The sequence below is a fragment of the Calditrichota bacterium genome (genome assembly GCA_013151735.1).
Taxonomy (GTDB): Bacteria; Zhuqueibacterota; JdFR-76; order JdFR-76; family BMS3Abin05; genus BMS3Abin05.
Map to the genome: position 1 here is coordinate 6,994 of JAADHR010000179.1, position 26,381 is coordinate 33,374.

The 26,381-nt window shown below is 46.2% G+C and carries 16 protein-coding genes and 4 tRNA genes; 15 read left to right on the top strand and 5 right to left on the bottom strand.

Going from position 1 to position 26,381, the window contains the following annotated elements; translation table 11 throughout:
- Positions 1 to 356 precede the first annotated feature (356 nt).
- Together GXO76_12330 and GXO76_12335 are read left to right on the top strand one after the other, a co-directional pair.
- A complete protein-coding gene (locus GXO76_12330; protein NOY78647.1) occupies positions 357 to 737 on the top strand; it encodes an endonuclease domain-containing protein in 381 nt (126 codons plus the stop codon).
- A gap of 195 nt (positions 738 to 932) precedes the next feature.
- The gene (locus tag GXO76_12335; GenBank protein ID NOY78648.1) at positions 933 to 2,411 is read left to right on the top strand and encodes a pyridoxal-phosphate dependent enzyme; all 1,479 of its coding nucleotides are present in this window, start codon (positions 933 to 935) and stop codon (positions 2,409 to 2,411) included.
- 114 nt (positions 2,412 to 2,525) lie between these two features.
- Here GXO76_12335 and GXO76_12340 read toward each other — a convergent pair whose 3' ends face one another.
- The 3 genes from GXO76_12340 to GXO76_12350 all read right to left on the bottom strand — a co-directional run bounded on the left by GXO76_12340 (position 2,526) and on the right by GXO76_12350 (position 6,526).
- Entirely contained in the window at positions 2,526 to 3,710 is a 1,185-nt protein-coding gene (locus GXO76_12340) for an inorganic phosphate transporter (protein ID NOY78649.1), read from the bottom strand.
- Between the two features lie 65 nt (positions 3,711 to 3,775).
- Complete coding sequence (locus GXO76_12345) at positions 3,776 to 4,450, bottom strand: TIGR00153 family protein (GenBank protein ID NOY78650.1); 675 nt, start codon at positions 4,448 to 4,450, stop codon at positions 3,776 to 3,778.
- Between the two features lie 96 nt (positions 4,451 to 4,546).
- Positions 4,547 to 6,526, bottom strand: coding sequence for a S9 family peptidase (locus GXO76_12350; GenBank protein ID NOY78651.1), 1,980 nt, complete (start codon positions 6,524 to 6,526; stop codon positions 4,547 to 4,549).
- Positions 6,527 to 6,909: 383 nt separating this feature from the next.
- On the opposite strand from GXO76_12350, the gene GXO76_12355 reads away from it, so the two are divergent.
- The 4 genes from GXO76_12355 (at position 6,910) to GXO76_12370 (ending at position 13,743) form a co-directional block, all read left to right on the top strand.
- A complete protein-coding gene (locus GXO76_12355) occupies positions 6,910 to 8,256 on the top strand; it encodes an MATE family efflux transporter (GenBank protein NOY78652.1) in 1,347 nt (448 codons plus the stop codon).
- Positions 8,257 to 8,341: 85 nt separating this feature from the next.
- Positions 8,342 to 11,656, top strand: coding sequence for a GAF domain-containing protein (locus GXO76_12360; GenBank protein NOY78653.1), 3,315 nt, complete (start codon positions 8,342 to 8,344; stop codon positions 11,654 to 11,656).
- 36 nt (positions 11,657 to 11,692) lie between these two features.
- Complete coding sequence (locus tag GXO76_12365; protein NOY78654.1) at positions 11,693 to 13,057, top strand: sigma-54-dependent Fis family transcriptional regulator; 1,365 nt, start codon at positions 11,693 to 11,695, stop codon at positions 13,055 to 13,057.
- Positions 13,058 to 13,374: 317 nt separating this feature from the next.
- On the top strand, positions 13,375 to 13,743 hold the full coding sequence (locus GXO76_12370) for a response regulator (GenBank protein ID NOY78655.1): 369 nt from the start codon (positions 13,375 to 13,377) through the stop codon (positions 13,741 to 13,743).
- A gap of 94 nt (positions 13,744 to 13,837) precedes the next feature.
- Here GXO76_12370 and GXO76_12375 read toward each other — a convergent pair whose 3' ends face one another.
- On the bottom strand, positions 13,838 to 14,251 hold the full coding sequence (locus tag GXO76_12375) for a YjbQ family protein (GenBank protein ID NOY78656.1): 414 nt from the start codon (positions 14,249 to 14,251) through the stop codon (positions 13,838 to 13,840).
- Positions 14,252 to 14,502: 251 nt separating this feature from the next.
- On the opposite strand from GXO76_12375, the gene GXO76_12380 reads away from it, so the two are divergent.
- The 7 genes from GXO76_12380 to GXO76_12410 all read left to right on the top strand — a co-directional run bounded on the left by GXO76_12380 (position 14,503) and on the right by GXO76_12410 (position 17,642).
- Positions 14,503 to 15,234 carry a glucosamine-6-phosphate deaminase gene (locus GXO76_12380; GenBank protein ID NOY78657.1) on the top strand — a complete coding sequence of 244 codons (732 nt, stop codon included), beginning with the start codon at positions 14,503 to 14,505 and terminating at the stop codon, positions 15,232 to 15,234.
- 59 nt (positions 15,235 to 15,293) lie between these two features.
- Complete coding sequence (locus GXO76_12385; protein NOY78658.1) at positions 15,294 to 16,280, top strand: esterase family protein; 987 nt, start codon at positions 15,294 to 15,296, stop codon at positions 16,278 to 16,280.
- Positions 16,281 to 16,328: 48 nt separating this feature from the next.
- Positions 16,329 to 16,400 (top strand) — tRNA-Gly (locus tag GXO76_12390).
- A gap of 41 nt (positions 16,401 to 16,441) precedes the next feature.
- Positions 16,442 to 16,514, top strand: a tRNA-Cys gene (locus tag GXO76_12395).
- Positions 16,515 to 16,522: 8 nt separating this feature from the next.
- A tRNA-Leu gene (locus GXO76_12400) sits at positions 16,523 to 16,608 on the top strand.
- Positions 16,609 to 16,650: 42 nt separating this feature from the next.
- Positions 16,651 to 16,724 (top strand) — tRNA-Val (locus GXO76_12405).
- 195 nt (positions 16,725 to 16,919) lie between these two features.
- Positions 16,920 to 17,642 (top strand): hypothetical protein, encoded by a 723-nt coding sequence (locus GXO76_12410; GenBank protein NOY78659.1) that lies wholly within the window; start codon positions 16,920 to 16,922, stop codon positions 17,640 to 17,642.
- Between the two features lie 187 nt (positions 17,643 to 17,829).
- Here the strand turns inward: GXO76_12410 and GXO76_12415 are convergent, their stop codons facing one another.
- Positions 17,830 to 20,316 carry a hypothetical protein gene (locus GXO76_12415; protein NOY78660.1) on the bottom strand — a complete coding sequence of 829 codons (2,487 nt, stop codon included), beginning with the start codon at positions 20,314 to 20,316 and terminating at the stop codon, positions 17,830 to 17,832.
- 362 nt (positions 20,317 to 20,678) lie between these two features.
- On the opposite strand from GXO76_12415, the gene GXO76_12420 reads away from it, so the two are divergent.
- Positions 20,679 to 22,118 (top strand): hypothetical protein, encoded by a 1,440-nt coding sequence (locus tag GXO76_12420; GenBank protein NOY78661.1) that lies wholly within the window; start codon positions 20,679 to 20,681, stop codon positions 22,116 to 22,118.
- Positions 22,119 to 22,168: 50 nt separating this feature from the next.
- Positions 22,169 to 26,374, top strand: a complete 4,206-nt coding sequence (locus GXO76_12425) for a PEGA domain-containing protein (GenBank protein ID NOY78662.1) — start codon at positions 22,169 to 22,171, stop codon at positions 26,372 to 26,374.
- Positions 26,375 to 26,381: the final 7 nt, after the last annotated feature.

Sequence of the window (26,381 nt, forward strand, 5' to 3'; positions counted from 1 at the left end):
TAAAGGTTGCATGCGTATTTACTGCAATCTTTTAACCAAGCATTGCCCAACCAACTCCCCCTTTGAAGGGGGCGGGGGGGATGTTAAGATGTCAGTTAGAAAAGAAACAGCTAGTAAGTGCCAAATGTTGCTGGTTTGGAGGAAAAGCGAAGCGAGATTAAGCAAAGGCAAAAGTACATCCCCCTAAATCCCCCCTCAAGGGGGGACTTTTTGGGCCGTGTAGAACATAGGCCTTATTTTGCTGTTAAAGATTGCTTGCATTTCTATTGCAATTTTCTAACCAGGCATTTCCCAACCAAGCTCCCCCTTTGAAGGGGGCGGGGGGGATGTTAAAATCTGTCAGAAAGGGGAATGAGATGGCGAGGAATAAGATTATTCCCTATGATCCCAAACTAAGGCAGATAGCTCGAAAATTAAGAAAGCAGGGGACATTGGGGGAAATTTTCTTGTGGCGACGAATCCGAGGGAAACAAATTCGGGGTTATGAATTTCACAGGCAGGTTCCACTTGACAGGTACATTGTGGATTTTTATTGCCACGAGCTAATGTTGGCTATTGAGATTGACGGAGGTAGCCATTTTTACAAAGTGGACCAAGACCAGGAACGACAAGTTCGTCTTGAGAGATTGGGAGTACATTTTCTTCGGTTCACGGAAATGGAGGTTAGGAAAAATATTGAGGATGCTTTGAATGTGATTGATGCGTGGATTGCTGAGTACGAGCGAAATTCAGCGTGACATCCCCCTAAATCCCCCCTCAAGGGGGGACTTTTTGAGCCGTGCAGAATTTAAGCCTTATTTTGCTGCTAAAGGTTGCATGCGTATTTACTGCAATCTTTTAACCAAGCATTGCCCAACCAAGCTCCCCCTTTGAAGGGGGCGGGGGGGATGTACGCGTAGGAATCTGACAATAATTTTGAAAAGGAGCTCTAAATGGAAAAAACAGGCAAAATTGTAAACGAAGCGGTGCTGCAAAAGACCGTGCAGCGATGCCGCGAACGGGGAATCATTATTCCCACATACAAGCAAATGCGGAACCCGGAGCTGATTCCGGAAAAAATCAAAGAAAAGCTGAAGAACATCGGACTGTGGGATTTAAATCCTCTCAATCTGTTTCGCATTACCTGGAAAAATGAGCCGGTTGCTTTCGGAGGCGGATTTGACGGGGTTAATTTTCTGGAATTGCCATCGGAACTGACAGGCGTCAAGGCCCGGATCTTCATGCTTATTGGCAAGTTTTTTCCCACGGGCTCCCACAAAGTGGGGGCAACATTTGGGCCGCTGGTGGAAAAACTGGTCACAGGGCGATTTGATCCCACGCGGCAGAAGGCGCTCTGGCCGTCTACAGGCAACTATTGCCGGGGTGGGGCGTACGATTCTTACCTGTTGGGGTGCGATTCCATTGCCATTTTGCCGGAAGGCATGTCCAAAGAGCGGTTTGAGTGGCTGGAAAAAGTGGGGGCAGAAATCTTTGCGACGCCCGGCTGCGAAAGCAACGTGAAGGAAATTTACGACAAGGCCAAAGAGCTGTTGGCCGAGCGCGGGGACGAGGTGGTCAACCTCAACCAATTCAGCGAGATCGGCAATCCGCTCTGGCACTACGCCGTCACGGGGCCTGCGATGGAAGAGGTTTTTCTCCAGGAAAAAACCGAAACAAACCGAATGAGTGCGGTCTTTCTTACGCAAGGCTCTGCCGGTACGTTGGGGAGTGCAGAGTACCTCCGGGAAAAGTTCCCGCTAATCAAAGTTGGAGCCGGGGAAGCGCTTCAATGTCCTACCTTATTGTACAATGGGTACGGTGGCCATCGGATTGAAGGTATCGGCGACAAGCACGTGCCCTGGGTGCACAATCTCAAAAATACGGACATGGTGGTGGACATCGATGATGAAACCACCATACGGCTTATGCGGTTGTTTAATGAGCCGGCCGGCCGGGAATATCTGAAAAAACAGAGTATTCCGGAAGAACTGGTAAACAAACTGGATTTACTTGGGATTTCTTCCATTGCCAATCTGGTGGGGTCGATTAAGATGGCCAGGTACTACGAAATGAACGAAAACGACGTTATCTTTACGGTAGCGACCGATTCAATGGAAATGTACCAGTCCCGGCTTGTGGAAGAGCGGCAGCGCCTGGGTGCATATACCGAGACGGCGGCCGCCGTGGATTATGAAGGTCGCTTAATGGAAATCAAGACCGATGCCATGCTTGAACTTTCCTATTACGACCGAAAACGCATGCACAACCTGAAGTACTTTACCTGGGTGGAACAGCAGGGGAAGACCGTGGAAGAGCTCAACGCCCAGTGGTATGACGAAAATTACTGGAAGAGCCAGTGGGCCAAAGTGGACGAATGGGATGAAGAAATTGAAAAATTCAATGAACGGACAGGACTTCTAAATAACCTGTAGGCAAGCCATTGGCCGGGGTACAAAGCCACGCCTCGGTTCAGGAAAAAATGGAATCAAACCAAGACACTCTATTCAAACGGATAAACCAAATGCATTTGGATTCCAGCTGAAAATCTAAAAAATAAGTTTTAGGATTTCAAACACAACAACGGAAATGACAGCCGTGGCCGGGAGCGTGATGAACCAGGAAGCCACAATGTCACGAATAACCAGCATATTAAGGGAGCCAATACCACGGGCAAACCCAACGCCAATAACCGCTCCAACCAAGGTGTGTGTGGTCGAAATCGGAACTCCCAATCGTGAAAAAACAAGAACCGTTGTGGCCGCTCCAAACTCAGCCGAAAATCCGCGGGAAGGGGTGATTTCCGTAATTTTTTCTCCCACGGTTTTAATCACATTCATACCAAAAAGGGCCAGCCCCAGCACAATGCCGGCTCCTCCAAATGTGAGAACCCACAACGGAACATTCACTTTCATAATGACCGAGTTTGTTTTAATAATGGAAATAATGGCAGCCAGAGGCCCAATGGCATTGGCCACGTCATTTGCCCCGTGTGCAAACGCCACGTAACAGGCGGTCATAATTTGCAAATATTTGAAAATTCCTTCGACAAATTCCATTTGTGTCTGCTTTTTCCGCGTAAATTTACGAAGCAAAAGGGCACTCAACAGGGCAACAATCAGTGCCACTATGACTGAATAAAACAGGGCTTCAAGGAAGGGCAGATCCAATCGCAGATTTTTCAATCCTTTAAAAATAAAAGAAAGCACCAAAATAGTGATGACCATAAAAATAAGAAAGGGGGCATATCTCTTGGCTTCTCTGTCGGGGTGTTCCTTGTCAAGTATTTTGAGTCGCACCAGAGTAAACGTCAGAAATGCAATAGTGGCGCCGGCAAAGGGAGAAATAATCCAGCTCAGGAAGATTTGAGCAAATTTTGACCAATCAACGGATGAGAATCCCCTGGCAATAATGGAGAATCCGACAACAGCGCCCACAATGGAATGTGTGGTTGAAACCGGCAGGCCAAAAGCCGTCGCAAGCTGCAAAAAAAAGGCAGCGGAAAGAAGCGCTGCCAGCATACCGAGCATCAAAAGCCGGGGATCGGCCATAAAGTGTGCAGGGTCAACAATCCCCTTACGAATGGTGTTGGTGACGTGAGAACCGACCAGAACCGATCCTGCAAATTCAAAAATAGCGGCGACCAAAACAGCCTGTTTAAACGTAAGCGCTTTGGACCCAACAGAAGTGCCCATTGCATTTGCCACATCGTTGCCGCCGATATTCATTGCCATATACAATCCGGCAGCAAGGGCCACGACTAAAATAACCGAAATTTCCAACGTTTAATCCTTTCCGATTAGTCTGTCAACAAAAGTGTCCGTATGCGATTGGCCAATTTTTCAGAATAATTTGAAATGTCAGCTACTTTTTCAAAGGCCTTCAGATAGAGAATAAATTCTCCTTTTGAGAACTTATCTTCCTGATTAAAAAGGCTTTGCAGCATTTTCATTTGCGACTGGTCGGCCTCATGCTCCAGGTAACAAACTTCATCAATAATGGCACAAACTTTGTCGGCTTCCGGCCCGGAGAAAGTGTACTCCAGCAGCTCGTCGATTTGATCAATAATCTCCCAGGACTTGTTAAGGGTTTGTGTGACCTTTTGGATGAATTCATTAAACTCATTTTCGATTTCGGTTGGAAAGTCCAGTCGTTTCATGCTCAAAAGAACACCCACATCCTCGGCTGTATCGGATATGCTGTCCTGAATGCTCAGAATATCCAATAAATCGCCGCGGGCCACAGGCAAAAACGTGGTCTTGGGCAAATGGCTCCGGATATCATTCTTTTTCAGGTCGGCCCGATGTTCCAATTCTGAAATGTCTTTGACGAGTTGGTCAAATTTTTCATAATCCTTGGCTTTGAGAGCAACGAACAATTCAGGCACCTTGTGGGCGCATTCTCTCACAAGATTCATGTGCTCTTGTAAGGGTAGAAAGGGAGATTTTCCAAAAAGCTTTGCAACAATTTTCATCTTGCCTCCTCATCTTTTCAAATTACAAAAATACAGCACTTTGCCGCGGGCAAATACGTATCGTTATTCAAAACTCGGACAGAACATTTCCGCTTATTAGTCTACAGGGATCACTCGATTCCGGATGTGCGATTCAAACCAGGCAAACTCCTTTTTCATTTTATAGAGTTGTTGTTTTAATTCGTGAGGCCCGTGCCCGGAACCCGGAAAAGCAACCATTTCAACAGGGCAGCCATTGCGTTTCAACCCCCGGTACATCTCGAGACTTTGAGGAAAGGGAACCCGCTTGTCTTTTTCTCCGCAAAAAATCAGGGTGGGGGTCTGAGCGCGTTTGACGTACATCACAGGAGATTTTTTCAGCCAGAGTTCGGTGTTGTCATATGGACTGCTGTTGAACCAGATTTCACGAATGTAGTGCATGTCGGTCTGGGCATAAAATGAAAACCAATTGGCACCGCCCGCACCGGATGATGCGGCCTTAAACCGGTTCGTATGAGTAATGGTCCAATTGGTCTCATGACCGCCGGCACTCCACCCCATGATGCCGAGGCTGTCAGGGTGTGCCAGGCCCTGTTTAACCAGATAATCCACACCGGTCATAATGTCGTCCCAATCTTTCTCGAAATAGTGTCCGATAATGGCCCGCATGCAGGCATCTCCGTAGCCCGTGCTTCCCCGGTAGTTGGGCTGAAAAACCAGGTAGCCGTGAGCCGCCCAGATGGCCGGGTAATACCCCCAGCTTGTTGAAAAGGCATTTTTTACGGAAGATTCAGGACCACCGTGAATTTGTGTGATCAGAGGATACGACCGGCCCTTTTTAAAATGGATCGGTTTAATCAGCAGGCCTTCTACCGTCCAGCCGTCGGTTGATTTCCAATGAATGGTTTGGTATTCCGGAAGAAGAAGGCTGTCTTGCAGGGTATTTATACGCGACAGCTGGATCGGATTCCATTTATGAAGATTACTGAAAAAAACTTCGCCCGGATGAGAGGGATCGGAAAAGACAAAGGCCAAATGGGACGTTTTTCGATTGTAATTTAGATTTGAAAGAACACCGCGATGAGAGGTCCGTTTTTTCCAGTGGCGATTTTTTAAATCCAATTGAAAAAGCTGAACATCCGTACCCGTATTGGCTGAAAAATAAAGGGTCGATTGTTTCTTCCCGTCCCAAAATAACTGGAAAACCTGATAGGGAAATTTCGGAAGCAAATCCACCGGTTTTAGGGTTTTCAGGGGAAGATAGAAAATGGATTCCTCATAATAGGTTTCCAGTTTTTCGTTGGAATCCGAAATGAAAACGAGATTCTTCCCATCCGGCGTCCAGTAAACGGACCGCTCGATGGCACCGTTGCGGGTGAGCTGTTCGATTTTATTCTGCCGAAAAGTGAACCGGTAAATTTCATTATGAATATCGTCATCCCGCAAGGCCGAAGGTGCGGCGATAAAGGCAATCTGAGAATTATCCGGTGAAAGAGCAAATGACCGGATCGAGAAATGTCCGTCGATGCATGGAGATTCCTTTTTCGAAGCCAGATCAATTGACCATAAGTGCACGGGCTTTACATTGTGATCCACATAATAGGCATTTCCACGTGCGGCCTTTTGAGCCTTTTCATTTTTACTGAGTGAATCGGCGGCCAGAAAATAGAGGGTTTTCCCATTCACAGCCCACGCATATTGCCGGATTCCGGTGGAATGGTGGGTCAGCTGCCAGGCTTCGCCGCCATTTGCCGGCATGAGAAATATCTGGGTGGACCGGTTGCGGCTGCTGAGAAATGAAATCCACCGGCCGTCGGGTGAAAATTTTGCCGCCCATTCTCCCTCGCGGCTAAACGTCAGCTGGGTTGTTTTCTTTGTGGAGATTTCGACACGATAAATGTGAGAGATACGTTTATTCTGTTTCCAATCCGATTCCGACGCCTGAAATACAATCCATTTTCCATCGGGGGACTGCACGGGAGAAGACACGCGTTTAAATCTAAAAATATCCTGAAACGTCATGGGGCGCTTTTGTGTCTGGGCAAAGGCCAGTATCGGCACCAGGATTAGGAGTCCGGCTTTCAATAGTCTTCGCATGTGTGAGTCTCCCGAAAGGGTAAAAAATTATCTGTCAAAAACTCTCTGAATAATAAAAAAGACAAAGGGCGAATTTTCCATTAATCAATTGTCTGAGCTATGTTAGCTCTTTTCTGATTTTAAAAATTAATATATTTGAATTAAAAATCAAGTTTAAATTTACAAACAAAAAGAATTAACAGAAATCTAACAATTGGTCCGATTAAAGGAAAAAGACGTTTAACACATCCCGGATTCTGCTTTCCGGGAGCCAAATCCAACAAGGAAACAGTAAAAATCAAAGACCTTGCAAGTGATCCAAAATTTTTGCATTTTATGATAATATAATGATCTTCTGGCATTTTTTGCTAACGTCTTTTTTAACGAATTGAATAATTGAATTAATGGATACGTCTGAAAACATTTCGCCGCTGTTAAAATTAAGCGTTCACCGGGCCATATTTAAATTGGCCGTTCCCTCCATGGGCTCCATGCTTTTTATTACGCTTTTTGAACTGGTGGACATCTTTTGGGTGGGACATCTGGGAAAATCGGCATTGGCAGCAATCAGTGGAAGCAGTTTCATTATTTGGGCTCTTTACGCCCTGGCGGAATTGGCGGCCTCCGGTTCTTTGGCTTTGATTTCACGGGAATTTGGGGTTCTTAATTTCAAAAAGGCTTCCTACTATGCCAATCAGGCCATTTGGCTGGTTATCCTGTTTGCGATTCCACTAACGATTCTGACGTATTTGTTTCGGTATTCACTGATTGGTTTCCTGGATTTGGAACCGGCGGTTGCGGCGCAGGCCGAAAGCTATTTACGGATTGTCTTTCTTTCCATGCTGATTATCTATTTGGTGTCTTTGTTTGATTCGTTTTTTCGTGCGGCCGGCGACACCCTTACCCCTATGGTGATTTTGATTGTGTTTGTGATCCTGAACGGTATTCTGGATCCGTTTTTTATCTTCGGCTGGTGGATTTTTCCCCGGATGGAATTGGAGGGAGCGGCGATTGCAACCGTGATTGCCCGCGTCCTTGGTGCCATTATTGCGTTTTATTTCTTGAAAAGGAAGCATTTTCGCCTGACCTTGCTGGTGAGGCCGCTGGCTTCTGTTTTGTGGAAAATCATTAAAATCGGGTTTCCCGTTGCACTTGGGGGATTTACATTTAGTGTCGTGTATGTATTCCTTGCAAAAATTCTTTCTCATTTTGGAAGCGTCCCTTTGGCGGCTTTGGGAGTGGGCCACCGCATTGAGGGAATCGTTTATTTTGTCTGCCTGGGATTTTCGTTCTCCATTCAAACGCTGGTGGGGCAAAATCTGGGTGCCCGCCGATTGAACGAAGCTGAAAAAGCCGTGTGGTGGACCTTACTGTATGCCTCTGTTTCGGTGGTGATTTTTCTGCTTTTTTACATTTTTATTCCCGATAAGCTCATGGGCATTTTCACGTCTGATTCTGACGTTATTCGTGAAGGTGCCGCGTACCTGCGCATTATTTCGGTTTTTGAGATTTTCCTGGCCTGGGAATTGGTTTTTGAAGGTGCCTTTAGCGGGGCCGGCGATACGGTGCCGCCCATGTCAATTTCCATCCTGTTTACGCTTGCGCGTGTACCGCTGGCTTATTATCTGGCCATTCGTTTGGGATGGGGAACCCCTGGCGTCTGGTGGGCGATTGCCGTTTCCACAGGGATCAAAGGGGGGCTTATGGCGGGGTGGTTTAAAAGAGGCCGCTGGAGACTGAAGCGAATTTAATGTCCGATTCCCCAAATAAATACTTGAAATCTCTGCCATTTCTGTCTAAATTATTTGAAAACTGACCCTAAAGTTAAAGCGCTTTATGAAATCCCTTGAAAAACAATTCATTCGAAAAATTCAAAATGTGACGTTTGCACTGGCAAAAGTGGAAACTCTGGACGAATTTGCGCGGTCTCTTGCGGATTTGTTTGTGTCCGAGTTTGGTTTCCATTCGTGCTGGATCGGATTGTGCGATTATGCCCGCATGGAGATTCTGCCCATCGCCATGTCCGGACCGGCTCAGAATTGTCTTTCGCTGGAGAGGATTCGATTTGACGATTCACCTCTGGGGCGGGGGATCATTGGCACCGTTGTGCGGGAAAAGAGACCCCAAATCTTTCAGAATATCCGGGAAAATAAGGATTGCGGCTTTGTGCAGCAGGAAGCCCAGACAATCGGAATCGGGTCGCTGGCGGTTTTCCCTCTCATGACACGGGAAAAAACAATCGGTGTGGTCCTTTTACGATCTCGGGAAAATGATATTTTTAGACATTTTGAAAGGGACCTTCTGGAGATTTTTCTGGGGGAAATGGCCGTCCTTATCGGTAATTTACGCCGAATGAGTTTTTTGGAGGGCCGGATGCGGGAGCAAACCGCATTAAATCTCGTAACGCAGACATTGAACTCCTCTCTGGAAAAAGATATTCCGGTTGTTCTGGATGAAATTCTTCAGATTCTGACCAAAACAATTCCGATAAGTTTTGGAACGATCCATCTTATTCAGTTTGCCAATGATACTCTTGTTCTGATAAGTCAGAATAACATTCCGGAGGCAATCCGCAACCGAATTAAAATCCTTCCAAAAAATAATGGCCTGTTTTGGGACATTGTGCAAAAGAGGCGTACGGCCTTCTTGAATCACCGGAAGAATCCCAATCTATTAATGAAAAATTGGCTGCAGGAATTGGAGGCAGGGGAGTACGCCATTATTCCGATTCAATTTCAAAATACGGCCTACGGGATATTGACGGTAGGTTTTGATGCGATCAGCAATTTCCCCGAATCCAGGAAGAATTTTTTTGAAATGCTTGGCTTTCAGATTGGAATGGGACTATCAAATAGTGAAAATTTCAGAAAGGCTTCGGAAACGGCTCAACAATTGAGAATTGCCCGTGAAATAGATACGGCTATTTTGACATCCAGGAATCTCGAAGAAATTGGTGTTCAAATTACGGAAAGCCTGCAAAAATTGATTCCGGCCAAACAAATTTCTCTGGTCACGTACAACGAAAAAAGAAATCAGTTCCGTTTCGTCGCCTCGTCACAGACCCATTCGAAAAAAGAGACTCAAAAGAATCGCATCCTGTTTAGTCCCGAAGCGTTTGAGGCTGTTTTCAAGAAAAAAAGAATATTTTACAACACGCGGATGAATCCAGCCATTCCTGAGGAGAACTATCTCTACACCCGGGGAACGCGTTCGGAGGTCATTGCCCCTTTGATTGTTCAAGAAAACGTAATCGGCAGTGTCCGTTTTGCATCGGATCGGGTCAGCGGGTTTTCGCAATCGGATATCCAATACATAAGTGAAATGGCTAAAAAGGTTTCTGTTGCCCTGTCAAACATTCAATTGTTCGAAGAGACCCAGCAAAAAGCAAAAGCGCTTGCGGAGAGAAGCCGGAATTTGGAAAATCTTCTGGTGCTTTCCCGCCAGTTAACCTCTACGTTTGAGATAAATGATATTTACAAGCATGTTGTAAAGCTTGCAAAATCAATATTTAAGGCGGATGCGGCTACGATTTTACAGCGAAATGAGTCGGGACAATTTATGGTTCGGGCAACGAGCGGTTTCCCCCGAAGTTTGGTTAATCACTTTAAACTAAATAGCCAGCATAATCTGTCTGAATTAACATTTCGCAAAAAAAGAATAATCCAGGTCTACGATCTTCAAAAGGAAAATCGTTTTAGAGTTCCGGAAATTGTTTTGCAGAAGGGTTATCTTTCGGCCATGTCAGCACCCATTGCGATTAAGGGAGATACCCTTGGAATTATGGTCATTCATTCGAAAAAGAAACGGCGATTTACCCGTGAAGAAAGCAGGATGTTTCAAAATATTTGCAACGAACTGGCCCTGGCTGTTGAAAATGCGAAAACCATTTTTTCCCTTCAGCAAAAGATGGAGAATTTAAAAGACATCCTGGAGATTAGCTCAAAATTTCTGGTTTCCACGGATTTGAAAAAGATTCTGGGGGAATTGCTTGATATTATTTATGATCGCCTTCGGGTAAATGGGTGTGCCATCAGTCTTGTTTCCGATGATGAAAAATCTTTACAGCTGATGGCCCAAAAAATTGAAAAACCCCTGTTTTCCTTTGGCGAGATTGATTCATTTTATCCCCTAAAGGATTTTGTTTTTGCTCAAAAGGCCGTTCAAGAGCGCCGGCTGGTGTATATCGAAAACATTTCAGATTATCCTGATTTAGCTGAATCAATCAGGGAGTTGCATAAAAAAATCGGGCTGGTTTCAACGCTTGATGTACCGATGATTCACTCCAGACGCGTCTTGGGTATTCTTCATGTAAATCAGTACAAAACTGCGCGAAAATTCCAATCGGATGAGATTGAATTTATACAAACTCTGGCCAATCAGGCGGCCATTGCCATTTTAAATGCAGAGCTCCTGTACAAGGAGCGGAAGGCTTACCAAGAGCTTCAGAAAACCCAGGAACAACTTATTCAAGCCGAGAAGCTTTCAACCATCGGAAAATTATCGGCCGCCATTGCGCATGAAATTCGAAATCCCCTGGGGGCCATTTTAAATTCAATTGGTGTTCTGCGCCGGGACGTCCCGTTTGAAGGGGTTCATGAGGAGCTTATTCAAATTGTACTGGAAGAAACCGATCGCATTAAACAGATAATCGATGAATTTCTGATTTTTGCACGTCCCAGAAAGCCCTCCCTGCAATATGTCAATCTGAAAAAGGAAATCAGAAACGAAACGGCGATTATTAAGAAAAATGGTGAACTTTTTAAAAAGATTCATTTCAGAATTTCCTGCTCAGACAACATTTTCGTTCGTGTGGATCCCCACCAGATTCGGGAGGTTTTTGAAAACGTGTTTATGAATGCCGCACAAGCAATGAATGATGGAGGGAACATCTCCCTTTCCGTTCTGCCCAGCCGGTCGTTGCAGAAGGTGACGATTATTATTTCGGATACGGGAAGCGGGATTCCTCAAAAAATAATTGACCATGTGTTTGAACCATTTTTTTCTACAAAAAACAATGGCACAGGTTTGGGATTACCCATTGTAAAGCGGATTGTGGAGGATCATTCGGGAACAATTGATATAAAAAGCGTTTCCGGAAAAGGCACCCAAGTTATTATTACGTTACCCTGGGAAGATGATCAAAAGAATTAGAAATTATTGAAACCACGGAAGGAATGAGAATAAGGAATGTCGAAAGTCTTAATTATTGAAGATGAAAAAAACCTTCGCCGGAGTCTTGCCATTACACTTCAAATGGATAATCACCACGTTATCGAAGAGGGCACGGGTGAAAAGGGAATTGAATACCTGAAAACGAATCCCGTGGATTTGGTGATAACGGATCTTCGCCTTCCCGGAATGGATGGAATAGAGGTTCTGCAGCAAATTAAGCTGATTAATCGGGACACCGAAGTCATTGTGATGACCGCATTTGGGACTATTGAAAATGCCGTCAAAGCGATGCAAATGGGGGCTTTCGATTACGTGTCGAAACCCTTTCACGAAGACGAATTTCGGGTCAAGGTTCAGCGGGCACTGGAAAAAGCGGAACTGCGGCACAAGGTTCGGAATCTGGAAAAAATAGTTCAGCATCACATCGGTTTTCAGAATATTGTCACGGTAAGTCCGGTTATGAAAAAAATATTGTCCCAGGTCCAGGCGATTGCTCCGACCGACAGCACCATTTATATTGGGGGAGAAAGTGGTACGGGCAAGGAATTGATTGCGTCCGCCATTCACCGGTTGAGCCGCCGAAAAGATAAAGCCTTTATTCCGGTTAATTGCGGAGCTATTCCCGAAAACCTCCTGGAAAGTGAATTATTCGGTCATGTCAGGGGGGCTTTTACAGGTGCCATTTCTGATAAAAAAGGGCTTATTGAACAGGCTGATGGAGGGACGCTTTTTCTGGATGAAATAGGAGAGGCCTCGCCGGGGGTGCAGGTGCGTTTGCTTCGGTTTTTGGAAAATGGGGAAATCAGACGTGTGGGCGGCACGAGCGTGCATTATGCGGATGTCCGGTTAATAACCGCAACCAATCGTAATTTGGAAGAGGCCGTTCGAAACGGAAAATTCCGGGAGGATCTGTTCTATCGCATTCATGTGATTCCCCTTTATTTGCCTCCGCTTCGGGAACGGAAAGAAGATATTCCTGTATTGGCCCATTATTTTATGAAAAAGTACAGCAAACGCTTTCATAAGCCGCTGACGCATATCGAGGCGGATGTATTTAACGTTCTTTTGTCTCATTCCTGGAGCGGAAATGTGCGGGAATTGGAAAATGTGATGGAATATGCCTGCACCTTCGCCACATCATCCAAAATTACGGTGGAAAACTTGCCGCAAACATTGAAAAAGCCGGTTTGGCAGGAAATTGAAAAAAACGGCCGGAATAATAGAAGTCTTGAAGAAGTTGAACGGTGTTATATTTTACATGTTCTTGAAAAAAACAATTGGCATCAAAAAAAGGCCTGCCATATTTTGGGCATTTCAAAAACAACCCTGTACCGTCGCCTGAAAGAATATGGGGTCTCTCCGCAAAAATTAAAATCCTGAAACGTTTCAAAATGAACCCACGGTCTATTTCATATTGAACTATCCGGGGAAATTGTTGTGCCATGACGGCATCCTTTGGAACCCCATATTGTCTTAACATCAATAGAAATAATGTGATTCTTGCTCTCCTGGTTTTTTGGCACGCGAATTGTATAATAGATTAGAAAAGAGGGCTGCTGCACAATTTTGTGGTGGGTCAAAAAAAGCCTCCTTTATTGTGTGGTGAGTGGTGTGTGACGAGGAATAATAAAGGTCGTGTGAGGTGTGGCTAAGCAGCAGCCTTCTTGTTTTTTATGATTGATTGAAGGTGTGAGAGAGTGTTGAAGCGGATTTTGGTGGTTGATGGCGACGATAATTTTCGGCGTTCTTTGCGAATTGAATTGGAAGAGAAGGGCTACCTTGTTGAAGAAGTTAGCTCCTATTTAGAGGCTGAGAAGACGCTTGCCAATCGCTCGTTTGACTATGTTCTTATTGATATCGAACCCATTTTGCAGGAAGGAATCGAGCTGGCCGAGTTTATTATGCTGGCCTATCCGGAAACGAATGTTGCGTTTATGTCGTCGTATAATTATTCGGAGTTCTATTCAGACACTTTCTTAATGAGTAAAACCCCGTTTTTCGTAAAACCTTTTGATGTTTTGGAGTTGACAAAAATATTGAGTTCACTTGAAATAATTGAACACTAAAGATTTCCCCTAACCCAACCAACCCAATGAGCCAGGGCAGATTCGTTCTCCCTGGCTTTTTGGTTTTTATTAGCTGCTGTTATGCTCGCAGATTTTATTCCCCCATGACCTTTATAATGACCCGTTTTCTTCGCTGGCCGTCAAATTCCGCATAATAAACCTGTTGCCATGGGCCGAAATCAAGCCGCCCATCCGTTACAGGAATAATGACCTGATGATGGACCAAAAGACTCTTAAGGTGCGCATCTCCATTGGTTTCGCCCGTTCGGTGGTGCCGGTAATCCGCACGATAGGGGGCAAGGCCTTCTAACCATTGATCAATGTCCTGAATAAGTCCGGATTCTGCATCGTTGACATAAACACCGGCCGTAATGTGCATGGCCGAAACGAGAATCATGCCCTCCCGAATTCCGCTTTTTTGCAAGGCTTCTTCCACCTGGGGTGTAATATTTATGTATTCCCGATGCTTTTTTGTTTGAAACCAGAGATATTCCGTGTGAAACTTCATAATCAGCCTCCTGTAAATTATTTAGCGTTTACCCAACGGTTTCGAATGACGTTCAAATAGCGGATTATTTTAATTGTAATAACCTTCGTAACTTAGGGCCCTCGTGGCAAAAATTTATGAATAATGCAGGTTAAAATCAAGGCAAATATTTTTCTTGTATCTTTTCGACAAATTACTTAAATTAGCACCCGATTACAGGACGACGCATTCCAAAGAGGGTCTGTTGAAAGATGTACAGGGAGAAGGAAAAAATGGACGTACTTATTTTTGATTCAAAAGAAGAGATGGGGAAAGAAGCGGCCCAAAAGGGGGCTGACTTCATCCGGGATGCCATTGCTGAAAAGGGCGAGGCAAATATTATTCTGGCGACGGGTGCCTCCCAGTTTGAAATGCTTTCGTTTTTGGTTCAGGAAGATGTCGATTGGACCAGGGTTACCGCCTTTCATCTGGATGAGTATATTGGTTTGTCCGCTTCGCATCCGGCGTCCTTTCGGAAATACCTGAAAGAGCGATTTGCCGATAAGGTCCCGATTAAAAAATTCCATTATGTCAATGGCGAGGGGAACCCGGAAGAAGAATGCAAACGACTGGGAGAAATCATTTCGAAACACCCAATCGATGTTGCGTTCGTGGGGATTGGGGAAAACGGGCATTTGGCCTTTAATGATCCCCCTGCAGATTTTGAAACGGAAGAACCCTACATTATCGTAAATTTGGATGATGAGTGCCGGCGCCAGCAACTGGGTGAGGGGTGGTTTGCTTCTCTGGATGACGTTCCCCGACAGGCCATCAGCATGTCGATCCGGCAGATTTTAAAATCGAAAGCCATTATTTGTACAGTTCCCGATTTGCGAAAAGCGGAGGCCGTGAAGAAAACCCTTGAAGGGCCCATTACAAACCGCGTTCCGGCTTCCATTCTGCGGCAACATCCTCAGGCCTTTCTTTTTCTGGATAAAAATTCGGCCTCGCTTTTAACCGTTTAATGCGTGGCCCGTATGGCGGCAGTAAGTCGTGGTTCTGTTGAATAAATGGGTGGTTTTAAATGAAAAGATTTCTTCCATTTTTTATTCTGATTTTTTTGTTTTATTCCCTTTATGGCAGTGAAAAAAATCTCCGGACCATTACGCACGAAAGCCGTTATCTAAAAAAATCGGTGTCGTTCATCATCTATTTACCGAATGATTATCAGACCACACAAAAGCATTACCCGGTGCTTTATTTGCTTCATGGGGCGTACGGGTGCTATCGGGACTGGGTTGAAAAAACAGATGTTGAAAATCTGGCTGACCACTATGATTTTATCCTTGTTTTTCCCGATGGAAATCCGTTTGGCTGGTATGTGGACAGTCCTCTTGATTCGGCCTCCCAATACGAAAGCTACATCGTAAAGGAACTGATTCCCTACGTGGATCACCATTTTCGAACCCGCGCGGATCGCTGGCATCGGGGAATTTGCGGACTCAGCATGGGGGGCCACGGGGCCATTTCGCTGGCGGAAAAGCATCCCGACCTTTTTGGTTCGGCTTCGTCGCTCAGCGGCATACTGGATATTACGCAGCATCCGCATCAGTGGCATATTGCCGACCGGCTGGGACCCTACTCCGAATTTCCGAAACGCTGGAAAGCCAATAGCTGTTATTATCTGGCTCCAAAATTGGTCGGAGCACACGTTGCCCTTTTGTTTGATGTCGGACGATCCGATTTTTCGTATCCTGAAAATGTCCGGTTTCATTTGAGATTGGATTCCCTCGGTGTGAAGCATATTTTTGAGGTTTATGAAGGATCCCACAATTGGACGTATTGGGGACGTCACATTGGCGAACATCTGGCATTTCATAACAAAATCTTCCTCGAAAAAAAATCGGGTGAAGTTAAAATTTCAGGAAGGATTGAGAAAGAGGGAGCACTTATTGCTCTGTTGGTGCTCTTTTATTTGCTGTATCAGATGGGGCGAAAGAAGTCCCGATCGGTTCGCGAACGTCGCCGGGAGGTGCTGGATCGAATCAAAAAAAATCGTGAACGCCGGTAAAAAAATCTTGCATTCAAAAGAAAAAATCCTTATATTTTTTTTGCTTGTGCGGGAGTAGCTCAGTGGTAGAGCTTCTCGTTGCCAACGAGAAGGTCGCGGGTTCAAATCCCGTCTCCCGCTCTAAGTTTCATTCGGTGTTCAGACCAACTGTCGCTTTTTTTGGCGGCGTAGCCAAGTGGCTAAGGCGACGGTCTGCAAAACCGTTATTCACCGGTTCGAATCCGGTCGCCGCCTCAACATGTGCCGGGGTGGCGGAATTGGTAGACGCAAGGGACTTAAAATCCCTTGGGCTCTTTAGCCCGTGCCGGTTCGATTCCGGCCCTCGGTACACGTATTTAGCGTCAGGAACAGACGCTTTTTTATTTTAACCGGGCGGTTAGCTCAGTTGGTTAGAGTACTTGCTTGACATGCAAGGGGTCACTGGTTCAAATCCAGTACCGCCCACGATAAACCCTGTTATGCGGAATAACAGGGTTTTTTTATTAGGCACCCGCTTATGGGAGACTCCGTTTCATTCGTCAATTCAAAATTACCCGTTCAGACCGAAATATTCCTTTGATTCTTCATAAAAAATTTCTATTTTATTCTAATAGAAATTGAAAATCGGAACGAGAAAATAAGAAAGAATCCGGCATTCAAATGACCGAAGAATCCCCCAAAATATCCCTTGTGGTAATTGCCAAGAAATGGCTCTGGTTATCTTACGATCATATCGGCTGGCTGATTTTATTGAATTTTGCCTATGCCGTTTTGAGTATCACCATCGTGGGAGCCGGATTTGCGTTTAGCATGATCTTTATCAGTGTGGCAAAATTGTTTGGTGATCAATCGTATTCCTTTTCCGAATGGGGGCAGGATATTCGCAAAAACTGGAAATGGGCGTTTGGGTACGGATCACTGCTTCTGGGGCTATTTTTGGTCATTGCGGCCAATGTTTATTTTTATAGGAACTTCCATCAGGGCGGGCGTCTGGCGGAATGGCTCTCCACGATCATATTTTGGTTTGCCATTGTTTACCTGATGTACAGCTTATGGGTACTTCCTACAAAAGTCTATTTTCAGGAATCTCTCAAACGATCATTCAAAAAGGCGTGGATTCTCTGTTTTGATAACCTCAAGGTTTCGTTGACGATGCTGTTTCTCTTTATTGTGCTTGTTTTTGTCGGATTGTACACAGGCATCATTTATTTCCTGCTTACTCTTGGGCTGACAACCTCTTTTATCTGGGTTGCTTTTTGCGAGGTTCTGAAAAAATACCAGATAGAAAGTCCTCTGCCCGAGGTGGAAAAACGAAGCCTGAAGGAATTAATTCGCCCCTGGACTTCTGGACTTCCTGATTGGCCCTGCCGGTTTTTCTTTTGAATGAGAAAAATAATCCCCTCAAAACTCATTTTTCAACAGGGTAACTGCGCGCTTCCCGATAAAGATTTAGGCCGCGAATACGCGAATAAAAAGCCGCGGAGCGTGAAGAATTTGATGGAAATGGCGCGCCTAAAAATTGAGGCAGTTTCCGGATTCTTTTCGTGTTTTGTGACTTCGACTTTTGGGTCTATTTCTTCTTTTCCTCGTCTATTTCTTTCTTGGATTTGAGATGTTTTAGGGCGATTTCCATCGATTTCTTGACCCGCGGATCAATTTCGTTCTTTATCGCTTCCTCCAGAGGTTGAATAGCCCGGTAGTCGCCGATTCGAGACAGTGTGAATGCGGCCTGACGGCGTGCCCAATTGGAAGGATCCTTCAGATGCTCGATGAGAAACGGAACAACTTTTGGATTTTTCTTTCCGGCCCGTCCCACGGCGCGCAAAACCGACATCCGCAGGGTGGCCGGGTAATTCAGGCTCCCGTAAGGCAGCATGATGTCCACGGCTTCCGGGGTTTTAAGACGAGCCAATGCCCGAATGGCTGCCTTGCGAATTTGTTCGTTGTAGGAATCCATTGCAAGAGCTTTTTGAAGAAACGGCAGGGCATGGGTGGAATCCAATCTTGCAATGGCCCGAATGGCTGCCGATTCGACCGCATAACTGGAATCCGATTGAAACGTCTCCTGGATTTTTGCCACTAAAGTCGTGTCTTTAAAACTGGCGAGAGCCGAGATCGCTTCTGCCCGTACGCGGCTTTTGGGATCGTGCATGGCGGAAACCAATTCAGCTTTTGCCCATTGGGGATGTACCTCGCCCAAAAAACGAGCCGATTCCCGGCGAAGCACCCAGAACGGATCTGACTTTAAGCGGGCAGCAATTGCTCTTTGCACGGTTTCGTCGTCTTTGTACGATTTTTTAAGCGCGTTCAGGGCATCCAACCGATCCACGGCATATTCAGCCCGCGTCAATTGAAGCAGCCATTCGTCTTTGCTTTTGTTAAAATGGACGGTTTTTAAGATGTGGTTCCCCGGATCAAAAATTACCAGATCAGGATTACGGGTGCACGGCAAGTAAAATGTGGTATCTGCTGTTGAAAGAGTGACCCGGGCCGTTTGTTTGTGCGTGCCGGTAATCATCCGTATTCGAACGGGCATTCTGAAAACGGTGGTCAGGGTGTCGCCAACCTGTGTTTGTTTTACGTGAAGGGCCAGTGCTTTCAGGGAGTCCACCCAGGTTTTGCTGATGTCAAATTTCGGATAGCCGCCGGAGTAGACCCATTCATTGAAAAACCAGTAGAGATTTTTTCCGGTACCGTCTTCGAAGGCCTTTTTGAGATCGGGGGCTTCTACCAATTTTTTGGCATTTGTGACGGCGTAGGTGTTCAGGCCCTTCCAGAAAAGTTCGTCGCCAACCACATAGCGCAGCATGTGAAGAACCCAGGCTCCCTTATCATAGGCATGGCGATCAAACATATTAATCGGGTATTTGTATCGGTACCAGTTCAGTGTGCGGCGATAGACCGTTGAGTCTTCCGCCATGTACACTTTGGCGGTATTTCGCATATTGATATCCAGTGCATCCCGCCCCTTTGTGTGTTCGGTCCAGAGTGAGGCAAAATAGGTGGCAAACCCCTCGTTTAGCCAGGAATTCGTCCAATTACGGCAGGTCAGCCAGTCGCCCCACCACTGGTGGGCCAGCTCATGTGCGATCAGCCCTTCGCTGGTGCCGTCAATTGTACTTCGTCTGTCGCGCATGGTGGCGGAGGTCAACGTGGTGGCCGAGATATTCTCCATTCCGCCGTACATAAAATTGTCGACGACGCTCTGGGCATATTTGGCGTAGGGATATTCCACACCGATCCGTTTTGAAAAAAACTCGATAATCCGGGGCGTTTTTTCAAAAGTCGGTTTGGCGTAGGGCTTTTGATCAGGATGAACATAATACTGAACCGGAATTTTTTTATAAAAGTCCTCCACCTTAACATAATTTCCGGCTACAATGGAGGTCAGGTAAGACACGTGGGGCGTTGTTATTTTCCAGTGGAAGGTGCGAGTGGAATCCGTTTTGTTTTCGGTCACCGCCACCAGCTTGCCGTTGGAAATGGCAATATTGGGGCGCTTAATGGTGATGAAGACGTCGCTTGATGCGCGGTCATTTGGATAATCCCAGCAGGGAAACCAGTAGTGATTGTCCTCCATTTCACCCTGGGAATAGATTTCAAAATGATTTTTTCCTCCCTTTTTCGGCAAAATAAAATAGAGACCCTTTTTGGGTTTTTTAACCGTGTAGTCGATGGACACATCCAGTGTGTCTCTCGAAGAATAGGCTTGGTCTAAATAAATAACCAATTTTTCAGGGTGTTTTTTGAATTTCAGGTTTGTTTTGGGAACAAGCTGCACCGAATGAATCTCCATTTTGGCGGCGTCCAATACAACGGAATCGACGCCGGAGTGAAAGGGGGTTAGTGTCAGCCGTTCTTTTGCAAAAAGGGTTTTATTGGGGGCATCGAATGAAAGTTTCAGCGTGTAATGAATAATATGGAAATCCCGGTCCGGGGCGTGATGCTCCGGGCCTTCCATGGGTTTGATTTTGGCTGCGTGTAATATAAGCGCCGGGGAAAGGCCGACTACCATCAGGAATACCAGACCGTTTAGTAAGCGATGAACCTGTTTCATAAGAATCCTCCGAAATTAATAGAATATATCAATATTAAGATAACGAAATTTCACGGCAAATGTTACAAAAAATTTCGGGTATTTCCGATCGGCCTTTAAGAGCTCTATTACGTGCCTGTCCTGTTATAACTCCCGGTCCGGCCTGTTTTTAAAATGATGCACTCTTTGGGAAAATATCACTGTAAATTCTTGAAAAGAAATAAAATGATCAGAATGAATATATGACAATTTTTTAACAAATATTGACTTGACAGTCTGATGAAAAATGTATACATTAAATGAAATTTGATTGGGCTTTTCCTTCTTCCGGTTGGGTGTTCTTTCTGCTGAAAAAACCTTGTTTAATCCAGGACAAAATACGCATGAAAAAACTATTCTCACTGACTCTTTGGGTGATGTTTTTTTCAAATACCCTTTTTGCTCAGGGCACGAGCAGTAAAATAGAGAAATTAGTGGGCGGTCATTTCGATTTTGATGGTGAAGTGGTCAGTACCTCTTTGTCTTCTCTTCATTCCGGCCGGTTTACGCCCTCAAACAATTATCTGGCCTGGATGGATTTTTATCAAAACCCGGCCTTCTCAACGGGTATTAAAAATCCCTTTATAACCACCTTTTTTGCGCCGTCTATTGCGATTCATCCCAATCGATTTATGGATGTGAATGGCCGCGTTCAGCGGGCAATAGACAATGGAATAGCCAGTTACCGGTCTGATTCGCTCCGATTGATTTATCCTCAACTCGAAAGTGTCTTCCGCAAGAACCGATATTGGGGACAGGGTCTCATCAGTTTTCCGGCAGGCGGCGTTGTGTTTACATTGGGCTACCAGCGTCAGCTTTCACTGAATCTTCAAACCTTTTTAACAGGGGCAGAGGCGACCATTTCCACCCAGGTGCCCCTTTCAGAAACTACAAGTGAGGTGGTTTTTAATGCCTTCCTGGATGCCAATTTTCGGTTCAGCATAAATGTGGACAAGACCACAATGGGATTGGCGAAGGTCATTCGCAACCGGTTTGCATTTGGATTTTCTCTGGATCGGTATGGCGGGAATGTTGAAACGGTTGGATTCATGGATGCGCAGGGGGACATGCTTTTTAACGGTCACGAGTATATTTTTAATAATTCCAATGATAATTGGTACAACCGGCTGACACAGGCTATTAAAGGCCGATACAAGGGAAGCGGTTGGCGGATGAATTGGGGCGGTTGGTATGTTTATAATCGGAATTTCATTTTCGACGGCGTCATTTCCATGCAAACCCCCATGCGCCTGGATGGAAATCTCTCTATTCACGTTAACAAAATTCCCGCACTGAACATCGACGCCCTGTCTTCGGATGATCCCAACGCGGAAATTCTGGATCCGGCGAAGCTGGATTTGTCCCAATTAACCCTCACCGATTCCGTAGAAAATCCCACATATCCGGCCCTTTTTCTGCATCAACAATCGTATCTGAAAGTGGGAGTTCTCTACCAAACGCCGCATTTTTATTGGTACAACAGTATGGTCCAGAATTTTGGTTACGCCGGAATAGGCTATGGACCCTACGAATTTGGATTGCAATCAAAACTGGATTGGCAAACCCTGTTTGGATTCCATCATTTTTATATGGAAATCCGATTAAAATATATGAAGAGTTTTATTCATCATTCGGAAAAGCTCGGAAAGGGAGAAAGCCGAATCTGGCTGCCTTCATTTGCCATGGGGTATGCCCGGCTGTTTCAAAAACATTACCCGATTCATGTCGGACTTTCCCTTTTGCCCGATCCCATTCTCTATTTTTCAACGGGCTACCAATTTTAATGCTTTCGGCAGGTTTTGAACAGTTTTCATTTTGAATTTTAGGCGGGATAATGCAAAAAAAAGCAGTTCTAATTTGGATTGGGCTAATTGTCCTGATGTTACCCCATCAGGCTGCGGCCCAGCAAATTACACTTACAAGCGTACCCTATCAGCTCATTAGTGAGTCCGAATCCGTTACGGTGACATGGGCAGAGCCGATTCAGGCGACACTTCATTACGGAACGACCCATGGAGTGTACAATGCCTCAATTTCAAAAAGCGGTACGCGCTCACTCACATTTACTCCGCAAAATGAAGGCATTCATCCCGGGGTTTATTATGGGATTATTACCAATGGCTCGCTGCGGTCGGCTGAGTTTCCGTTCATTGTAGAGGCATCTGTGTCTCCGATTATGCGCGAACCCACAAATAACGGAACCGTTCGGACAGCCACGCCTGAATTTCAGTGGGATGAAGTTTCCGGGGTTCCCTTTTACCACCTCATTCTTTCCGATCACGAAGCGATTATTACACGGGATCCCGATACCGGCGAGTTGCAGTTAACCGGTGCCAATATCATCTGGCAGGTGATTACGTCTGAGACACATATTACGTATGGCGATCCCGATCCTTCCGGCTACTTTACGGATTTCAACGGGACCACTCCGCCGCTGCTCAATGGAAATCACTACACCTGGATCGTGCTGAACAACTATGGAAATAATCCGGCCTTCACATCATTGGTTCAATCAGGTGTAAGTGCGTTCTACGTTAATCTTTCCACGACAGCAGCCAAGCCCATTCTTATCTCACCGGCTGACGGAGTCTCTCTGAATTCAAAAACCATTACATTCCAATGGCAGCCTGCGTCCGGTGCGGTCAATTATCAAATTTCACTGTTTGAGTACATTTACGAAGAGGGAAGTTCCTCCAGCTTTCTCATTTGGAGCACCACCACTTCGAATACGTCCATTGATTTTCCGGCACGCACAGTATTAAAGGGAACGAAATACGCCTGGCGTGTACTGGCCATGGACAATTCCGGCAACGGAACGCCAAGCGACACGCGTCAATTTTCTTACACTGTACCGGTCAGCGCATTAAGCATTCGCACCCTTCAGATGGATGGAACCAATCTTCCCCGAACCAACGTTACCTTAACGGCTATTGATGGCTCTTCGGATAACGTGTCTTTCATTACATCGGATAATGGCAATTTTACAGCTACGGTCCGGCCGGGTTCGTATGCGATTACGGGTTCAAAGGAAGGCTTTTTGGATACGACTAAAACCGTTGAGGTGGAGGCGGGGGATACCCTTTCCGTCGCATTGCGTTTAAGGAAGGCGTCCCATCGCGTAAAGGGGGTCACGCGTAACCAGGCCGATCAGCTTCTGCCGTCTGTTTCACTGCGGGCGGAAGAGAATCTTTCCGGCCGGCTTCTGGAGACCTCCTCCGACGCAAACGGGAATTTCGTACTCAGCCTTTCCAGCGGGGTCTGGGATATCTGGGGACAGAAAGAGAACTATTCCAATTCAGATACGGTTCGGGTTGTGTTATCATCTCAGGAAGAAGTAACCTTGGCTCAGCCCCTTGTTTTAAAGGAATTTGACAGTTTCATTACGGGTACGGTGGTGGATGTAAATAAACAGCCCGTTATTACGGCACGCGTACAGGCACAGAAGGATGCACGGGTTGTTTCTCAGTTTACGGCCAATAATGGATCTTTTCGCTTGCAGGTGAGCAGCGGCAAGTGGACGGTGACGGTTACAAAGGGAGGCTATGTGAGCCCGGCGCCCCGAATTGTCCAGGTGACGCCCGGAGCGACAATAAATCTGACTCCCGACCTGGAGCTCACGTCCAATGCCGGGGTTTTGACCGGCTTTGTTTTCAGCGGACAGAACTCCGTAAATGGGGCGGAAGTGAAGGCCATCCCTCCGTCAGGACAGCCGGTTTCTTTTTTAACCGATCCCAAGGGAGCGTATGCGTTGAATCTGGCTCCCGGGAATTATACCGTCACCGTTTCCAAGCAGGGGTACGCACCACCTGACCCGCTGCAGGTATCTCTGCACTCCGGTGAAACCCTTTCCAACCTGAATTTTAATCTTCGGGTAAATCCCGTTTTTATCTCCGGAAAAGCCGCCTCAGGCGGAAAACCCCTTGAAGGGGTGATCATTCAGACAGACGGGGCAAACGACACGACTCTTTCTGACGGGTCTTACCGCCTTTGGGTTCAACCCGGGACGTACCGAATAACGGCATCCAAAACGGGATATGCGGCAACGGGAATTCAAACCGTAACCATTGCCCTGGGTGAAAATAAGACAGGGGTCAATTTTACACTTGTGCCCAATGTTGGAACGATTAAGGGACGTGTTCAACAGGGGAATTTGCCCATTGTGGGGGCAGCCGTTTTGGCCTATTCCGGAACGGATACATTTCGCACGCTGCCCGGAAATGTGGGACAATACACCCTTTCGGTAAAACCCGGCACCTGGACAATCCGGGCTGAAAAGGAAGGCTTTGTTCCCGCCCAATTGAATACGCCCGTGCAATCCGGTCAAACCGTTACGGGTGTGGATTTCAATCTTACACTCAACTTGGGCACGATTTCCGGAAAAATCACGGACAATCATGGACGGGCGGTTGAAAATGCATGGGTCGATGTGATTGGAGAAAATCTCCAATCGGTGTCTGATCTGAATGGAAATTACACCATTCAGCTGGAACCGGGACCTTACCAGCTAAAGGCATGGAAACCGGGGTTTAGCAGCCAGACGACGTCCGTTACGGCAGTACTTAATTCAACAATTACGAAGAATTTTTCCCTGACCACCATGGGAACGTTGACCGGAAAAATAACGGACAGTTCCACGGGTCTGCCCATCAATAAGGCGGCCGTGTGGGTGATCCTGGGAGCCGACACGACGCAAACGGAAACGGATTACACGGGCGAATACACCTTTTTTCTCAATTCGGGGACGTACACCCTGGTCGCCGATCAATTGGGATATCACCGAAAGCAGCTCAGTGTGTCGCTTGCGGCAGGTGCCGTCAAAATCCAAAATATGGCGCTTCAGCCGGATCCCACGGAAATAGCCCGGATTCAGGGCAAAATTCTGGATGATTTTCACAAACCTATGGTGGGTGTTCCAATTTCACTCTCCGGTGGGAAGGTGGATATCATTTACACGGAAACGGATGGAACGTACGATATCAAGAAACTGCAAACCGGTTTGGATTACACCCTGCGTCCCAAACTGCCGGGCTTTTTCTTCGTTCCGTCCAAAAGACGCTTTGCTCCTCTGATCGCCAACAAAACCGGCCAGGATTTTGCCGGAGCTCTGTACGGAGATGTGAGCGGCAACAAAGAGGTCAGTTCATTTGACGGGTCGCTTATCCTTAGAATCAGCGCTCAGCAAAATGTGGCCCCGTATTATCGAAATCAGCCGAGGGATTCCATCGCGGCCGACGTCAGCGGTAACGGACAGGTGAGTTCCTTCGATGCATCGCTTATTTTTCGCTATTCGGTCAATCTGATTGATCGCTTTCCTGTGGAACCGTCCCGACTGGGAAAAGGGCTCGAAAATTATTCTGATCCGGAGGTTCACGTGTTTACATTTGCGGTGAAACATCTGGATGAAACCCGTTGGGCTGTTGATATTCAAGCGGATAATCTGAATCATATTTACGCCACGCAATGGAAAATTGAGGTCGATCGGCAGTGGGTAAATGTACAGAATTGTGTCTTGTTCCGCTCCTCGGAAGGCCATGCTCTGGCCTGGTCGGAGAAAAATGGTGTGCTTACCATTGCAACGGCGGGCCCTGAAGCGCTGGAGGGCTCCGGAAAACTGCTTCGCATTTTGATTGAGGTGAAGGGGGATCCGTCCATTTCCCCCGAAACCTTTTTGGAGGTGAGGCAGGTGCAGGTGAATGAGGGGCTGGTTGTGTCAGAATTTCAGCCGCCTGAACGGACCCGGCTTCCAACGCAATTTCGTTTGTATGATAATTATCCCAATCCCTTCAACGGTGAAACCCTGATTCGGTTTGCGGTTCCGTCAGAAGACCATGTACAAGGGGTTTCAGTCGATTTGTCCGTTTACAATGTGCTGGGACAAAAGGTGCGGCAGCTTGTGCAAAAAAAACTGGCACCCGGCTATTATCAGTTCAAATGGAACGGAACGGACGAATCGGGCAATCAGGTTCCGGGCGGGGTCTATTTTTATCGATTAAAGGCCAAAAATCGGGTTTATGTGAAAAAGCTTTTACTTTTGAAATAGGTTGTGT

Excerpts from the sequence above, each read along its gene's own strand:
- GXO76_12340 (NOY78649.1), bottom strand. The coding sequence starts at position 3,710 with ATGGCAATGAATATCGGCGGCAACGATGTGGCAAATGCAATGGGCACT.
- GXO76_12355 (NOY78652.1), top strand. The coding sequence starts at position 6,910 with ATGGATACGTCTGAAAACATTTCGCCGCTGTTAAAATTAAGCGTTCAC.
- GXO76_12410 (NOY78659.1), top strand. The coding sequence starts at position 16,920 with ATGACCGAAGAATCCCCCAAAATATCCCTTGTGGTAATTGCCAAGAAA.
- GXO76_12335 (NOY78648.1), top strand. The coding sequence starts at position 933 with ATGGAAAAAACAGGCAAAATTGTAAACGAAGCGGTGCTGCAAAAGACC.
- GXO76_12420 (NOY78661.1), top strand. The coding sequence starts at position 20,679 with ATGAAAAAACTATTCTCACTGACTCTTTGGGTGATGTTTTTTTCAAAT.
- GXO76_12415 (NOY78660.1), bottom strand. The coding sequence starts at position 20,316 with ATGAAACAGGTTCATCGCTTACTAAACGGTCTGGTATTCCTGATGGTA.
- GXO76_12365 (NOY78654.1), top strand. The coding sequence starts at position 11,693 with ATGTCGAAAGTCTTAATTATTGAAGATGAAAAAAACCTTCGCCGGAGT.
- GXO76_12425 (NOY78662.1), top strand. The coding sequence starts at position 22,169 with ATGCAAAAAAAAGCAGTTCTAATTTGGATTGGGCTAATTGTCCTGATG.
- GXO76_12380 (NOY78657.1), top strand. The coding sequence starts at position 14,503 with ATGGACGTACTTATTTTTGATTCAAAAGAAGAGATGGGGAAAGAAGCG.
- GXO76_12360 (NOY78653.1), top strand. The coding sequence starts at position 8,342 with ATGAAATCCCTTGAAAAACAATTCATTCGAAAAATTCAAAATGTGACG.
- GXO76_12330 (NOY78647.1), top strand. The coding sequence starts at position 357 with ATGGCGAGGAATAAGATTATTCCCTATGATCCCAAACTAAGGCAGATA.
- GXO76_12345 (NOY78650.1), bottom strand. The coding sequence starts at position 4,450 with ATGAAAATTGTTGCAAAGCTTTTTGGAAAATCTCCCTTTCTACCCTTA.
- GXO76_12385 (NOY78658.1), top strand. The coding sequence starts at position 15,294 with ATGAAAAGATTTCTTCCATTTTTTATTCTGATTTTTTTGTTTTATTCC.
- GXO76_12375 (NOY78656.1), bottom strand. The coding sequence starts at position 14,251 with ATGAAGTTTCACACGGAATATCTCTGGTTTCAAACAAAAAAGCATCGG.
- GXO76_12350 (NOY78651.1), bottom strand. The coding sequence starts at position 6,526 with ATGCGAAGACTATTGAAAGCCGGACTCCTAATCCTGGTGCCGATACTG.